Annotated in this window: 13 protein-coding genes; 8 read left to right on the top strand and 5 right to left on the bottom strand. The window is 57.3% G+C overall.

Translation table 11 applies throughout. The features are described from left to right. Nucleotides 1–4: 4 nt before the first annotated feature. Nucleotides 5–754, bottom strand: coding sequence for a copper homeostasis protein CutC (locus IEV53_RS01045; RefSeq protein WP_188424740.1), 750 nt, complete (start codon nucleotides 752–754; stop codon nucleotides 5–7). Nucleotides 755–767: 13 nt separating this feature from the next. Further along, a complete protein-coding gene (locus IEV53_RS01040; RefSeq protein ID WP_188424737.1) occupies nucleotides 768–1,904 on the bottom strand; it encodes an ROK family transcriptional regulator in 1,137 nt (378 codons plus the stop codon). A gap of 291 nt (nucleotides 1,905–2,195) precedes the next feature. Here IEV53_RS01040 and IEV53_RS01035 point away from each other — a divergent pair, with 291 nt between their 5' ends. From IEV53_RS01035 to IEV53_RS01020, 4 genes are all read left to right on the top strand, one after another. Beyond that, complete coding sequence (locus IEV53_RS01035; protein ID WP_188424735.1) at nucleotides 2,196–3,104, top strand: ROK family protein; 909 nt, start codon at nucleotides 2,196–2,198, stop codon at nucleotides 3,102–3,104. A 56-nt stretch (nucleotides 3,105–3,160) separates the two neighbouring features. Then, nucleotides 3,161–4,441: a glucose/galactose MFS transporter gene (gene gluP / locus IEV53_RS01030; protein WP_188424732.1), complete on the top strand. Its 1,281-nt coding sequence runs from the start codon at nucleotides 3,161–3,163 to the stop codon at nucleotides 4,439–4,441. A gap of 4 nt (nucleotides 4,442–4,445) precedes the next feature. Next, the gene (gene nagA, locus IEV53_RS01025; protein ID WP_188424730.1) at nucleotides 4,446–5,564 is read left to right on the top strand and encodes an N-acetylglucosamine-6-phosphate deacetylase; all 1,119 of its coding nucleotides are present in this window, start codon (nucleotides 4,446–4,448) and stop codon (nucleotides 5,562–5,564) included. 303 nt (nucleotides 5,565–5,867) lie between these two features. Continuing rightward, nucleotides 5,868–7,271, top strand: coding sequence for a carbohydrate porin (locus IEV53_RS01020; protein ID WP_188425371.1), 1,404 nt, complete (start codon nucleotides 5,868–5,870; stop codon nucleotides 7,269–7,271). Nucleotides 7,272–7,312: 41 nt separating this feature from the next. On the opposite strand, the gene ade is transcribed toward IEV53_RS01020, so the two are convergent. Further along, on the bottom strand, nucleotides 7,313–9,013 hold the full coding sequence (gene ade / locus IEV53_RS01015) for an adenine deaminase (RefSeq protein ID WP_188425370.1): 1,701 nt from the start codon (nucleotides 9,011–9,013) through the stop codon (nucleotides 7,313–7,315). Nucleotides 9,014–9,066: 53 nt separating this feature from the next. Further along, nucleotides 9,067–10,674, bottom strand: a complete 1,608-nt coding sequence (locus IEV53_RS01010; RefSeq protein WP_188424727.1) for an NAD(P)/FAD-dependent oxidoreductase — start codon at nucleotides 10,672–10,674, stop codon at nucleotides 9,067–9,069. 343 nt (nucleotides 10,675–11,017) lie between these two features. Here IEV53_RS01010 and IEV53_RS01005 point away from each other — a divergent pair, with 343 nt between their 5' ends. From IEV53_RS01005 to IEV53_RS00990, 4 genes are all read left to right on the top strand, one after another. Further along, the gene (locus tag IEV53_RS01005; protein WP_188424725.1) at nucleotides 11,018–11,281 is read left to right on the top strand and encodes a helix-hairpin-helix domain-containing protein; all 264 of its coding nucleotides are present in this window, start codon (nucleotides 11,018–11,020) and stop codon (nucleotides 11,279–11,281) included. 87 nt (nucleotides 11,282–11,368) lie between these two features. Next, on the top strand, nucleotides 11,369–11,644 hold the full coding sequence (locus IEV53_RS01000; RefSeq protein ID WP_229719467.1) for a FeoA family protein: 276 nt from the start codon (nucleotides 11,369–11,371) through the stop codon (nucleotides 11,642–11,644). Nucleotides 11,645–11,650: 6 nt separating this feature from the next. Next, on the top strand, nucleotides 11,651–13,522 hold the full coding sequence (gene feoB, locus IEV53_RS00995; RefSeq protein ID WP_188424723.1) for a ferrous iron transporter B: 1,872 nt from the start codon (nucleotides 11,651–11,653) through the stop codon (nucleotides 13,520–13,522). Further along, nucleotides 13,519–13,707, top strand: a complete 189-nt coding sequence (locus tag IEV53_RS00990) for a hypothetical protein (RefSeq protein WP_188424721.1) — start codon at nucleotides 13,519–13,521, stop codon at nucleotides 13,705–13,707. The genes feoB and IEV53_RS00990 overlap by 4 nt, the downstream gene beginning before the upstream one ends. Nucleotides 13,708–13,863: 156 nt before the next feature. On the opposite strand, the gene IEV53_RS00985 is transcribed toward IEV53_RS00990, so the two are convergent. Continuing rightward, nucleotides 13,864–14,541, bottom strand: coding sequence for an HAD family hydrolase (locus tag IEV53_RS00985; RefSeq protein ID WP_229719466.1), 678 nt, complete (start codon nucleotides 14,539–14,541; stop codon nucleotides 13,864–13,866). Between the last annotated feature and the right edge of the window lie 51 nt (nucleotides 14,542–14,592).

The raw sequence follows: 14,592 nt of genomic DNA, 5'->3' as shown, positions 1-14,592 counted from the left end.
ACGGTTAGCCGTGCTGTGCCGCGCAGGCTGCCTGGTACAGCCGCACGATCTCCACCGGGCACGTCACGGCATGATCCGCCGCGAATCCGAATTGAAGCAGACGTTCATCCTGCACTGCTGTTTTCTGACGACAAGAGGCGTGGAAGGATTTCACCCCGGATATTTTAGAAAGTGTAGTAACTTTATCAGCACGAACAAAGCCACCCGCCATGATATCGATGCGACCGGCCGCTCGTTCGCGCAATTGCCGCAACATGTCAGCGCCATCGGGCGCCCTTGGCGTCAGGCCAGAGGTCAGGATACGCTCAAAACCCAGCGCGATCGCCTGTTCGAGTGCTTCGAAAGGATCGGGCACGAGATCGAAAACACGATGCAACTGACGGCGCAGAGGACCGCATGCCTCAGACAAGCGTGCCAGCATCGCCATATCGAGCCGTGAATCAGACAAGGCCGCCCCCAGCACGACACCGGCAAGACCCGCCTCGCGTATGGCCGCGATATCGCCGAGCATCTGCGCTTCCTCATCGGAGGAAAAGACAAAATGCCCGGAGCGAGGCCTGACCATAGCAAAAACAGGAACTTGCGATTGTCGGGCCAGGGCGATCAGCCCCGGTGTCGGCGTCAGACCGCCCAGATCCAGAGCCCCGCATAATTCTATACGCGACACACAATCGAGTTGGGCCGCAAAGAGCCCCTGCGCGTCATCGACGCAGATTTCCAGACTGATGTCATCGCGCGTATCGGCAGCACTCATGACGCGCCTCGTTTCAGAGACTGGTATTGCCGAACAGAAAATGCTGCGCCGCCAGACTTGCCGCACCTGTCGCGAAATCGTTCGGATAGAGCGGCCCGAGAACAAGTTCGGTCTGATAGCTTTCACGACGCAGCACATGCGCCTCAACAGCCTGCTTCAACGCCCTCGCAAACACGCTCTCGACAAGATGCGGGTCAAGCCTCACGACAATGCGCAACGGGTCTATGAACTGGATGACCTGGGAAAGAGAGACACCCAGCGCTGTGCCAGCGCGGTGCAGAATAGCCAGCGCCTCGGGTTGCCCCTCGGTTGCAAGCTCGACAATCTGCCCGATATCGCCCGGCAGCCCTGAGCGGCGCGCAGCCCCCAATATGGCAGGCAGGGCAGCAACGGTTTCAAGACAGCCACGATTGCCGCATCGACACGGGAGGGCCTCAAGATCAATCGCGATCGGAGAATGGGAGATTTCGCCCGCTCCGCCGTGATGACCCCGATGCAAATGCCGGTTGATGATATGGGCGCCCCCAATACCCTCGCTGACGAAGACGAGGCTGAAATCGTCCAGTTCTCCGGAATTGCCGAAAAGCTGCTCACCAATGATCAGAGCATTGGCATCATTCTCGACGAAAACCGGCAAGCCTGTCATCTCGGCAAGACGCGGGCCGATATCGACATCTGTCCATCCCAGCGTGGCTGAGGCCAGGCATATCTGACTGTTCCCCGAAACGATTCCGGCAATCACCACGCCGATTCCGGCCAATGCCCCAATAGTGTCGGGATAGGCATCTCTAATATCCTGCACGGCACCCGCCATGGCCGCGAGACAGGCCTCGACATCGGTGACGAGAGGCATGGTGAACTGCCTGTGAACCTTGCCATGCGGATCGGTCAGAACGATATGCGCCGGATCAGCCTGCAACGAAATACCGATGAAACTGGCGGCATCCTGCCGAAGGCCCAGCATGACGGCTGGCCGCCCAAAACCGAACACACGCTCGCGCTCATCGAGAATATTCTGCTCGATCAACTCCCTCACCAACGCCGTGACACTGGCCTTGCTGAGGTTGAGAATACGAGCAAGATCGGTACGGCTCTGCGGACCGGATCGGCTGAGCACGCTCAGTATACGGTGATGACCTGTAGAGAACATAAATTATTTCATTTGCTAAATTAAATAAACCCACCTTACGGTCTCATCCCGTGCTCCTGAAGAGCAGCACCAACACCAGCCCACCATTGTTTGGCTCAGGAGTCAGATTTCATAGTAGCGACACGCGCATTAATCTGTCCATAAGCGACAGTGAAAAATTATAATGCTGTATCGCCCAATACATCTGGCGACCATAATATGATCAGGTAAGATTATGAAATGATTAAGTCACCCCTAAAAACCCAGCTAAACGACCTAAAATAAAAAATAAAAACATACTGAAGGCACTAAATGGCAAAGCTGATGAACACGCGCGCCCCAACGCTCCTTTGCGCCGATATCGGCGGCTCTCACATGCGTATTGCCCGGGTCACCCCAGACCTGAATCTCGTTGAGCGCCGCCAGATTGCCACGCCCGGGCATGATTTGACGCTTTTTGTCGACGCCTTCTCACAGATGGTCCACCAATCCCCGGTCGGTATCGAGGCAATCCACCTCTCCCTCGCCGGCCTGCAGGACCCTGAAACTGCCGAGTGCAACGCAGCCAATATTCCCTGCATCAGCGGCATCGCTCTTGCCCCTCTTCTGAGTCAGAAACTCGGCATGACGGTACGGATCGCCAATGACGCCGATTGCTTTGCGTTGGCTGAAGCCAGAGCAGGCGCAGGAATGGGCCATGACAACGTGTTCGGGATCATTCTCGGAACAGGCGTCGGGGGCGGTCTTGTGCAGAACGGCAGACTTATCGTTGGAAGGCAGGGGCTTACCGGCGAATGGGGGCATGGCCCCCTGCTGCGAAGGGGCGACAGGGATTATCCCTATCTCGCCTGCGGATGCGGCCAGTCAGGCTGTCTCGATACGATCGGCGGCGCACGAGGACTGGAAAAATTCCATTTCTGGCGTTGCGAAGAGGTCCGCAGCAGTCGCGAGATCATGACAGGCTGGCTTTCGGGCGAACCATCCTGCCAACGAACGATGGAAGGCTATATCGACCTTCTTTCCGATGCTCTGGCGATCATGATCAATGTCACAGGTGCAAGCTGCGTTCCCGCCGGTGGCGGATTGAGCACAGTCGATGATCTCATCGAGGCACTGGATCGGGCAGTACGCAAGAAATGTCTCTGCAAAACGGCCACTCCGATTATTGTGAAAGCGAAACTTGGAAATGATGCTGGCCTGATCGGGGCGTCTTACCTATAATCCACATAGTTTATTTATTAAAATAAATCTCCCGTTTGCCTGAGGACGTGTTCACCATGCTTAAGGTCCCGTGTACCCAGAACAAATTGGTCGGTCCTTACGGCTATTCCGCACTGGCCGTCTCTGCATTGATCTTCTTTGCCATGGGCTTTGTCACCTGGCTGAACGGCCCGCTTATTTCCTTCGTGCGCGTCGCTTTCTCACTCAGCGAATTCAGCGCTTTTTTCATTCCGCTTGCGTTTTATTTTTCGTTTTTCCTTTTTTCCATTCCGACCTCTCTGATCGCGCAACGGCTGGGGCTGAAAACGGGTCTCACCCTGTCTGTTCTGGTTTCGGCATTGGGTGTTGCTGTCTTCGGACAATTCGTCGCCTGGCGTATCTATCCCGGAGCCCTCACAGGATTGCTGATTCTTGGCGCCGGTATTTCTCTCATGCAGGTCGTCATCAACCCGCTCGTCAGCCTGCTTGGCCCGCCGGAACGTGCCGCCCAACGCATCTCGATCATGGGCATCTGCAACAAGGCCGCAGGCATTCTCGCACCGATCGTGCTGGGGCTTCTGGTCATGCGCAATATCGGTGCCGTTGCCGAAAAGGCGCAATCGGCAACCGACCCGGCCGTACGCGAAGCGCTGCTCAATAATTTTGTTCAGGCGCTTTATGCCCCCTATCTCGGCATGGCTGGCATACTGGTCCTGATCGCCATCGTGGTAGCCTTCGCGCCTCTGCCCAATCTCGAAGCACCCGTCATTTCTTCCGGCGAGGGGTCACAGCATCGCTTTTTCAAGCCGCATCTCGTTTTCGGCTTTATCGCCATGTTCCTGTATGTCGGCATAGAAGTAATGGCAGGCGATGCCATCGGCACCTATGGCCAAGGCTTCGGCCTGCCGCTGGACGAAACAAAATTCTTCACCGCGCTCACCCTGACCGGCATGCTACTGGGTTACATCATGGGGTTCATTATCGTACCGCGCTTCATGAAACAGGAAGTCTATATGCAGCTTTCCTGCGCGGTGGGCTGCGTTCTGACGGTTCTGGCCGTTCTGACCCAGGGGTATCACTCGGTGTTCTGCGTGGCTCTGCTGGGCGTTACCAATGCCATGATCATGCCGACCATTTTCCCCATTGCCATTCGCGGCGCTGGCCACATGACAGCCATGGCCTCTGCCGTCATGGTCATGTCCTATAGTGGCGGCGCGGTCGTGCCGCAGTTCTATGTGTGGCTCAAACCCGTCTTCGGGTTTCAGGGCATGTTCGCTATGATCGTCATTCCCGCCTATCTGGTCATCCTGGCCTATTCACGCCGTTATGGCCGCGTCGGACTGACCGAACAGGACTGATTTCATGACACAGACACTGACAGGCCAGATCGTTCTGGCTGACCGCCTTCTTGCTGGCACAGTGCGCTTCGACACGCATATTCGGGAGATCGAAGCGGGAGGCGCCACGCCGCACGATTACATTCTGCCGGGCTTTATCGATGGCCATGTGCATGGAGGTGACGGCGCAGATACGATGGATGGCGCTGCAGCGATAAGGCGTCTGGCGCATTATCATATGCGCCATGGGACGACGACCATTCTGCCGACCACCATCACCCGCCCGTGGGAAGATGTCATCGCCGCCCTGAAGGCCGTTGCGGAGGTCATGCAGAGCCCAGATCCCGACGGGCCGCGCATTCACGGCGCGCATCTCGAAGGGCCGTTCGTCAGTCCTCACAAGCTTGGTGCCCAGCCCCCTTTTGCGATCGCCCCCTCGCCTGAGAAAGTTTCGGAAGTTCTCTCTCTTGGCTGCGTAAGGGTCGTCACCCTCGCCCCGGAACTCGAGCACGCCAGAACAGCCATCGCGAGTCTGGCAGAAGCCGGGGTGCGTATCAGCATCGGCCACACCACCGCCGATTACGAGACAGCCATGGACACGATTGCCACCATCTGCACCTGTGGGGGTATCGCCGGTGGTACGCATCTCTTCAACGCCATGTCTCCGATAGAAGGTCGCAAACCTGGCCCTGTCACGGCTCTGATGTGTCATGACGCGAGCTATGCCGAAATGATTTTCGACACGCATCATGTCCACCCCGCCAGTTTCCGTCTTGCTTCGCGTGTCATGCGCAACCGTCTGCTTTTCGTGACCGATGCCATGCGTGGTGCGGGTCAACCTGACGGCCCGAGCACGCTGGGCGGACAGGATGTCACGATCGAGGGGGGAGTCGTCCGTCTGCCCAACGGCTCGCTCGCAGGGAGTGTGCTGAACCTCGATCAGGCTTTGCGCAATGCGGTGACTCATGGGGCCTCTCTCAACGAGGCAAGCCGATTGGTCAGCGGCAACGCGGCTTCCTATCTGGGGCTCACCGATCGTGGCCTCATCGAGACAGGCAAGCTGGCTGACATGGTCGTGCTCGACCGCGATCTCATCATCAAGGAAGCCTGGGTGGGAGGACGCAAAACCTTCGCGCGCACCTGATTTGCGTTACATTATGCTCAATCTAACCACCGCTTTATAACAATATAACACGAAATTTTGTAGTCACGATCCTTGTCCTCACATCATGACTTTCTGTTAATGCCATCGCCATTATCGACGTCGCTTTCAGCAAATCTACCGAAGAGGCGTCGACCCGGTGATTATTTGGCCCGATGGTTATTTGGATTGAGAAACGTGACAAGCAAACCCGACCTGATGCCCCTCCAAGACGACGCCTCTTCTCCGGCGAGCTCTACCAGAAGACGACCAAAGGCAGGACGAGGCCTGAGCATCGTTTTCACGATGGCGCTGCTGGCAGCGACGCAGATGCCCTCTATCGCCAGGGCACAGTCAGAAACGGCCAGAACGCTCGACACCGATCAATACACTGCCATCGGCTTCCCCATCGCAGGACAGGGCGCGGTGCCGATCGGCCCGCTGGTCCCTTCCCTGTATGGAAATCCGCATTTGTTCGGCGATTGGGGCGGTGCGCAAAGTTGGATGCAGAAACGCGGCATCTTTCTGAATATCGCACTGAACGAAGAATATATGGGCAATGTGACGGGCGGCCGCACGCGCGACAACGTGCTGGCGGGTCAGGTCGCTGCTGAACTCGACATCGACTGGCAGAAGCTCGCAGGCTTTCAGGGCTTCTGGACCCATCTTCTGGTCGTGAACGGTCATGGCCGTAATTTCAGTTCGACACTGGGCGATTACGTCTCCAATCCTGAGCAGATCTACGGCTCGCGCGGCAATGTCGTGGCGCATCTCGTCTCGATGTATGCCGACAAGACCTTTCTGAATGACCGCGTGATTCTCTCGGCCGGTGTCATCCCCACGGGCACGTTTTTCGATTTTGACGCGCTTGCCTGTAATTTCATGAATGTCAGTGTCTGCGGCAATTTCGCACCGGGCAAATATGCACCCGGCGGACGCGACTGGCCTTCTGCCAATATCGGCGCAGTGCTGCGCGTGCGGCCGACCGAGCGCACCTATATCATGGGCGGTCTTTTTGCCGTCAGCCCACATGCCTTCAATGGCGGTGTTTCAGGCTGGGCACTTGCTCAGGACGGACTGGGCAAACTCAGCTCGCAATTCGAGACCGGCTGGGACCCAGCCTTTGGCAAGGACAAGCTGCTCGGCCACTACAAGATCGGCTTCTATTACGACAATTCGCGCTATCCCAATCTCTATGAAGACCGGTATGGCGGGTCCTATCAGGCCAGCGGGCTGGCCGCCCGCAAGGAATCCGGCATGTGGTCGAGCTGGTTCATGTTCGACCAGATGTTGGTCAGAAGCGGCAAAGGCATTGCAGACGGTCTGATCGTGATCGGTGGCGTTGGCTATGCGCAAGGCAATGTCGTTGCCATGCGCGACCATGAATGGATCGGCCTGCTGCAAAGTGGCTCCCCCTGGCATCGCCCGCTCGATGAAGTCGGCATCATGTTCCAGCATATGAACATGAGCCGCTCGATCCGCCTTCAGCAACAGTCTTCCGTAGCGCTCGGCCTGCCCTTCGTTTCCAACCAGTGGGGCAATGTGTATGGCGTGCAGAACTGGGAGCAGGTCTATGAGGCCTTCTACAGCCTGCATGTCCTGCCCGCGACCTCGCTGCAATTCGACTTCCAGTATCTGCAGCACCCCGGTGCCACGACCACATTCAAGGACGCCGCCATTCTGGGTGGCCAGCTGACGACGAATTTCTGACCCTCATCCAGCCCCGGTCTGGCCGGGGCTGGATGAGGCGCCTAGGGGACCAGTGTCATGCTGTCGACATCAATCAGACCAAGATCAGTGATCTTGAGATGGGGGATGACGGGCAGAGGCAGAAAAGCCAGCTGCAGGAATGGCTCTTCCAGTGTGCCGCCCATGCCGCCTACCGCACGGCGCAGGGCTTCAAGATCGTCGCGCACCGTCTCGAAGGGCTGATCGCTCATCAGCCCTGCAATCGGCAGACTGAGTTCGGCAATCACCCGACCGCCATCGACCGCCACGAAACCGCCCCCGAGTTCAGTCAACCGTGACACGGCCAGGGCCATATCGGCATCACTCATGCCGACAACGCAGAGATTATGGCTGTCATGCCCGACTGAGGAGGCCAGTGCGCCTTCCTTCAACCCAAAACCCTGCACGAAACCGCGTCCGATATTGGCGTTCTTGCCATGGCGCGCAATGACACAGATCTTCGCAACGTCCTGCGTCACATCTGGCAAGACCCGATTATCGACGCTCGGCAGATCGAAACGTCTAAAAGCCGTGATGATCTGCCCCGGGATGATACCGATCACTGCGCGCTGCTCGCCCGAACCCTCCACCACGAAATCCTGCTCTGTGATGGGCGCCGCCAGTCTGACAGAACCGTATCCGGTGGGCGGGACCAGATCGCGACTGTCAAAAAGAGCGTCATCGACTAAGCGCCCTGCGGAAAGGACCTGTGCGACCTGACAGGTGTCGAGATCATCCAGCAGAACGATATCAGCGCGCATTCCCGGCGCGATCTGGCCACGGTCGCGCAGCCCGAAAGCCCGTGCTGCCGAGAGCGAGGCCGCGCGATAGGCCGCCAATGGCTTCACGCCAAGACCGATCGCCTTACGGATAAGAAAATCGATATGGCCTTCATGCGCAATTTCGAGCGGATTACGATCATCTGTGCAGAAAGCGAAAAACTGGGAGGTCTCAGGCGTCAAAAGAGGGGCAAGTGCCTCGAGATCCTTGCAGACAGATCCTTCACGAATAAGGATCGTCATGCCCTTGCGGATTTTTTCCAGCGCTTCTTCAGCGGCGGTCGCCTCATGATCGGTCGAGATACCGGCAGACAGATAGCCATTCAGTTTCTTGCCACGCAGCAACGGCGCATGACCGTCGATATGTTCCCCGGCGAAAGCTGCCAGCTTGTCGAGACAATCGGGCTGACCGGAGAGCACCCCCGGAAAATTCATGAACTCGGCGAGACCGATGACCTTGGGATGATCGCGATAGGCGATGAGCGACGCCGCATCGAGAATGGCACCCGATGTCTCGACCGGCGTCGCGGGCACGCAGCTCGACAGATTGACCCGCAGATCCATGATCGTGCGGCTGGCGCAGTCCAGAAAATAATCGAAGGCTTGCCCGCCAAACACATTGGCCATCTCATGCGGGTCGCAAATGGCGGTGGTCACGCCATGCGGCAAAACGCAGCGATCGAACTCGAACGGGGTGATCAGAGAGGATTCGACATGCAGATGCGTGTCAATAAAGCCGGGCACGGCAATCTTGCCCGTGCCGTCTATCTCACGCCTGCCTTCGTAACGATCCAGAGTGCCAACAATACGATCACCGCAGATAGCGATATCGCCCGGCAGGATTTCCCCCGTAACCAGATCGAACAGCCCGACATTGCGTATGACAAGATCCGCAGGCTCCTTGCCACCACCTTGCTGAATTCGCTGTTCGATAAGCTGGCGCATCATGATCTCCCCGCCGGTTTGAACCCACTATATAGGCGGGGCGATCATGGCTTTCAAACGGACACGGAATTCAGCTCTGCCTCCATGCTTGCAGCGCGAGCCATGGACTCTTCAGTCATGAGACGTTTTCTCATTTCATAGAAATTCCGGTCGAACGTCTTTGTCTCCATGATAGACTCAGCCAGTTCCAACAGAATTTTCATATGATAATCGAGCACGACTGAAATATTTTCATCACTTTTGTCTTCGACGATAATAGCACCATTCGCATATTCCTGAATCGAGCCCGCAAGATTGATGAAATCCGCAAGTTCATAATCTTTCGAGACTGATCCGGGCTGCTTCAGATATTCCAGAACCTCGTGATGAAGATCATAGAACGCGGTAATCTTACCGTGAATTGACTCAATATAGGCTATATCCTCGAATTTCCCGTTCATGAAAAGCACACACATGAACAGAAAATAGAAAGTCGTGTCCCAGTTCGTCTTGACGAACATGTAATTCCAATCGCCGAAACCGTCATAGGAGTTGCGATGCGTATCGGCAAAGCCCGCATAGGCCTCGTCAAGCAGACCATTCATCTGATTGATAAAAAGCGGCCCGGTAGGCTTGGTAATGGCGTTTGTGATCATTGTATTGGCCAGACCGATCACATCCGTTCCATTCGAATACATCGGATCGACAAAGCCGGCAGCTTCTCCCGTGAGCGCCCAGCCATCAGCCGAAATATACTGTTCCGAAAGATAGGAGTAATTCCGCAGCATGACGAAATCGATCACATCGAAATTTTTCGCCTCCAGATAGGACTGAAGACGCGGCTCATGCTGCTGCAACCAGGACATGGCAAGCGGGTGCGAACTCATGGAAGAGAGTTTATGCACCGCATTGTCGAAAACGATCCCTATGCTGGTTGTTTCCTCGTTTATCGGGATGATCCACACCCAGTAACCACGCCCCACGAGATGGGTGGTGCTGTGCCATCTCTCGCTTGAGTCGAGAAACGAGTTGGCAGGGTCACGCGACGCCAGAAATTCGTTGATGTTGACGTTGCCACCGACACGAAACCAGACAGAAGAATGATTGATGCCTGAATCCTTCTGCAGTCCGAACTTCTTCATCAGAACGCGACCACGGCCGGAAGCATCGACTACCCAGCGGGCATTCCGCTTTTTGACACAGCCGTCATGGTCTCTGACAGCCACAGAGTTGACCCCGTCCTTGCGCTCGAAATCGAGAACCCGGTTGTTTTCAAGCAGCGTGATCGACGGCCTGACCAGTCCGAGCAGGTAATTTTCCAGCTTGCCCCGATCGATCTGATAAGTGGCGTGCCGGGGATAGAAGCTCAGACCCAGTTCGCGATAGGGATCGTCTTCGGCAACGCCTTCAGTCTGAATGATCCGAAGCCCCATCTTGCGTATGTGATGGTCCTGCAAATGCTGCGCACAGCCAATCGTCTCGGCAAGATAAAACGCGCCGATCTCGACCGTTGACTCACCAACCTTGTGAATACGCTCGGGATTGGGAAATCTGCGGTTATGCACGATGCAGATATCGAGGCCCGGATCTGCCATCAGCAATTGCCGCGCCAAGGTGAGACCAGCTAGGCCAGCTCCTATGATCAGCACATCATGGGATGTATTCGATACGTTATCAGACAAGACACCGCCCTCTATTGAGGTCATTATTTTGCAGGAAATTCAGCCGGATGGTTAACAGACGGGGGTCGATTACCTATTCCCGCACCTCAATATAGGCAAAATCACAACCGCGTTATAGATCGATTACAAAAAATAATTTTCGTTAATTTAAACAAAATGAAGCGATTTAGAAAAATTACGTCACATCATGGGATAAAGTTATGGACTGCCCCTCAACCAAATTGAGTGTTCATGTCAGGCAGATAAGGGATACAGCGTTGAGAATGATCCCTCGACAAGATCAGCAAGATTAACGCCTCTGAAGAGCAATCGTATTTTGTTAAGCGAGAGGAGCTCCGCTGCCATGCCTTTTCCCGAAAGCGAACGCCAACTCCTTCTTGCTGGCAAGGGAGTCGGCCCCACCGTCTTGCAGCGGATCGAAGAGAACGGCATCCATTGCCTCGCTGATCTAGCAAACCAAACAGCACAGGCATTATGCTACCGGATCGCAGCGAAGCTCGGCGCCACCTGCTGGTCGAACAGCCCTCAGGCACGGTCGGCCATCGCCGCTGCCATCGAGATCGCTCAGAGCGATGTGCACAACGCCGGTCCGCACAAAAGCCTATGACATGAAACGAGCTTGGCGAGGTTTCATACCCGTCCCTCTTCCCTAAGAATTCGTGAAGGCCTATCTTGGCAAGTGAGAAGCGTTCTCATGGAACGCCATGATCTTGCTCAGGTGGGCCTACCCATGACACTCGACACCTTGCCTAAAGGGGCTCACGCGATCATCAGCCAGGTCGTCGCGCGCATGAAAGACGATCCGATTGCGACGCGTCTTGGCGAGCTTGGTTTCATTCCTGGTGCGCCGGTCGAAATCGTGGCGACAGGTCCGGTCGGCCATGATCCGATAGCTGTCCGTCTAGGGTCCACCTGCTTTGCCCTGCGCCGTGGTGAAGCCTCGCGTATCACGCTCGAACACGATCTCTGACGCCTGATGAATGCGATCACCCCGCCGGAAACGGCCACAAAGCCTTTAAGGGCTGCGCTTGTCGGTAATCCGAACTGCGGCAAGACCTCGCTTTTCAACCAACTGACCGGCAGCAGGCAGAAAGTCGCCAACTATGCCGGCGTGACGGTCGAGCGCAAGGAAGGGCGATTCACCACCCCGCAAGGCCGAGCGGTTCGGCTGCTCGATCTGCCGGGTGCCTATAGCCTGAGCGCCACCAGCCCCGATGAAGATGTCACGCGCGATGTCTGCATGGGACGCCATGCGGTCGAGAAACAGCCCGATCTGATCATCTGCGTCGTCTCGGCCAGCAATCTGCGCCTGCATCTGCGCTTCCTGCTAGAACTGGTGCAGCTCGGCCGCCCCATGCTGGTCGTGCTCAACATGATGGACGAGGCCGCCCGTATTGGCCTCAAGATCGACGTACCCGGCCTTGCCGCCGCTATTGGTGTGCCGATCATACCGACCATCAGCCTGCGCAAGAGCGGCGTGACTCATCTGCTCGAAGCGCTCGAAAAGCCCGAATTCCCACTTCCCCCGGCCTTGCCGGAGGGCGGGGATCTGCATGATCTGGTCGGGTCGCTGATCGCACGCTTTACCAATGAATCGTCGCTCAAGAGCGACAGAATGGCCGACAAGCTCGATCGGTGGTTTCTGCACCCGGTATGGGGGCCGATCATTCTTCTGGTCGTGCTGTTCTTCATGTTCCAGACGGTTTTCGCCTGGGCACAGCCGATCATGGACGCGCTTGAAGCCGGGATCACCTCTCTCGGCCAGATGCTCGTCTCGCCCTTACCTGAGGGGCTGCTGCGCAGCCTGCTGGCAGATGGGGTGATTGCGGGCGCAGGCACGGTGATCGTCTTCCTGCCTCAAATCCTGATCCTGTTCCTCTGGATCCTGACCCTTGAGGAAACCGGCTATCTGCCACGCGCAGCCTTTCTGCTCGACAGGATCATGGCGTTGGCCGGGTTGAGCGGGCGCTCCTTCATCCCGCTACTATCGAGCTTTGCCTGTGCCATTCCCGGCATCATGGCGGCGCGCACCATCCAGAACCCGCGCGACCGTCTGGTCACGATCCTGATCGCGCCGCTCATGACCTGCTCGGCGCGGTTGCCTGTCTATACGCTTCTGATCGCGGCCTTTGTGCCGCATCGCACTGTGCTGGGCTTTCTGGGGCTGCAGGGACTGGTGCTATTCGGTCTCTATTTCGTGGCCATCGTGAGCGGCATCATTGCGGCGCGCCTCATGACGCGCGGTGTTGAGTCAGAAGAGCATCCCCTGATGCTGGAACTCCCTCCCTATCGCACGCCCAATCTCAAGAGCGTAGCGCTCGGACTGTGGCAGCGCGCAGTGATGTTCCTGTCGCGTGTCGGTACCATCATCGTCTCGCTGAATGTGCTGCTCTGGGCGCTCTCGAGCTTCCCCTCGCCACCGGCCAATGCTACAGGGGCCGCCATCGATTACAGCCTTGCGGGCATGATCGGCCACTGGATGCTGCCGGTCTTCGCCCCTATCGGCTTCAACTGGCAGATCTGCGTTTCACTGATTCCTGGCCTCGCCGCACGCGAAGTCGCGGTCAGTGCGCTCGCCACCGTTTACGCGCTAGGCGCCAATGACGACACCGCAGCCAGCCAGCTCATGCCTCTGCTCAGCGCCCACTGGAGCATGGCCACCGCGTTTTCCCTGCTGGCCTGGTATGTCTATGCGCCGCAATGCATCTCGACCCTGGCGGTCATGCGCCGCGAAACGCGCTCGCTCAAGGTCGTTCTGGGCGCCGCCGCCTATCTGTTCGGCCTTGCTTACATGGCCGCGCTGCTTACCTATCATGTGACACGCGCCCTCACAGGAGCCCCCTCATGATCCAGAGCCTTATTGTCATTGCCCTCGTCGTGGTTGCCCTGCTTTTCTGGCTGAACAGGCTTTTCCCTGTTCACGCGGCGCGCCTCAAGGCCCAACTCGGCATTGCCCGGCAGACCGCGCCCGGCGGAGCCCCCAAGAAGGGCTGTGCTGGCTGTGACGGCTGCAAGGGCGGCGGCTGCCACTAGGCCTTCCGAAAGCCACGGATCACGCCGGGCGTTCCAAAAGGCAGTCGATTATCCAGCGGGCTGCTGACAAGACGACACGAAATGACAGGTCGGTGTGGAGCGCTCTTGCTGCCCCTGTTTCCAAGGGCAACCGCGCAAAACCAGCCCTCCGGCAAGTCAGGCTGCGCTATCGGCGCACTCAATGAAGTCGCGGACTTCATGCAGATTGTCCATGATCGCATGCGCCTTGGAAATGATTTCCTCATTCGGTGCCATGAGATCAGGCACGACGATCACCCTGATACCGGCAGCATGCGCGGCACGGGCGCCGTTATGGGAATCTTCGATCGCCAGACAATAGGCAGGCTCTATACCGATCGCGGCAGCAGCGCGCAGATAGGGTTCGGGGTCGGGCTTGCCACGTGTCACGTCGTCCCGTGTGATGATCGCATCAAAGCGCTCATAGATGCCGACATGGCGCAGATGGGTCTCCGTGCGCAGCCGGCTGGATGAGGTGGCGATGGCGCGCGGCAATTTGCGCGCATCGAGATAGTCGAGAAGCGGCTCAACGCCCTGCTTCAGGATCAGCCCGCCCGCCTCAACGAGATCATGCAGGCGTTTGTCCTGTGCACGAAAGAGTGCCTCAAGATCGACCTCAGGCCCGTAGGTTTCGACCACGAGACGCGCGCAGGCATCGCCGGGCAGGCCAATCATCTGGCGGGCAAACGCGAGAGGCATGTCATGGCCCAGATCACGCGCCGCCATGACAAACGCCTCGAGCGAGAGCGACTCACTATCGAGCAGCACACCATCCATATCGAACAGGATACCGCGTATCGGCCCGGGTCCGGTCATTCAATTCCTCCTTGCGCCGCCGGAGTGCTGCCGCAGAAATGCGACTGCCCT

Source organism: Asaia siamensis (assembly GCF_014635085.1).
GTDB classification, from domain to species: Bacteria; Pseudomonadota; Alphaproteobacteria; order Acetobacterales; family Acetobacteraceae; genus Asaia; species Asaia siamensis.
The sequence above is the reverse complement of the archived record's forward strand: the minus strand, read 5'-3'. Positions and strand labels throughout refer to the sequence as shown.

Coding starts and splice junctions, on each gene's coding strand:
- IEV53_RS01045 (WP_188424740.1), bottom strand. CDS start 754: ATGAGTGCTGCCGATACGCGCGATGACATCAGTCTGGAAATCTGCGTC.
- IEV53_RS01040 (WP_188424737.1), bottom strand. CDS start 1,904: ATGTTCTCTACAGGTCATCACCGTATACTGAGCGTGCTCAGCCGATCC.
- IEV53_RS01035 (WP_188424735.1), top strand. CDS start 2,196: ATGGCAAAGCTGATGAACACGCGCGCCCCAACGCTCCTTTGCGCCGAT.
- gluP (WP_188424732.1), top strand. CDS start 3,161: ATGCTTAAGGTCCCGTGTACCCAGAACAAATTGGTCGGTCCTTACGGC.
- nagA (WP_188424730.1), top strand. CDS start 4,446: ATGACACAGACACTGACAGGCCAGATCGTTCTGGCTGACCGCCTTCTT.
- IEV53_RS01020 (WP_188425371.1), top strand. CDS start 5,868: ATGGCGCTGCTGGCAGCGACGCAGATGCCCTCTATCGCCAGGGCACAG.
- ade (WP_188425370.1), bottom strand. CDS start 9,013: ATGCGCCAGCTTATCGAACAGCGAATTCAGCAAGGTGGTGGCAAGGAG.
- IEV53_RS01005 (WP_188424725.1), top strand. CDS start 11,018: ATGCCTTTTCCCGAAAGCGAACGCCAACTCCTTCTTGCTGGCAAGGGA.
- IEV53_RS01000 (WP_229719467.1), top strand. CDS start 11,369: ATGGAACGCCATGATCTTGCTCAGGTGGGCCTACCCATGACACTCGAC.
- feoB (WP_188424723.1), top strand. CDS start 11,651: ATGAATGCGATCACCCCGCCGGAAACGGCCACAAAGCCTTTAAGGGCT.
- IEV53_RS00990 (WP_188424721.1), top strand. CDS start 13,519: ATGATCCAGAGCCTTATTGTCATTGCCCTCGTCGTGGTTGCCCTGCTT.
- IEV53_RS00985 (WP_229719466.1), bottom strand. CDS start 14,541: ATGACCGGACCCGGGCCGATACGCGGTATCCTGTTCGATATGGATGGT.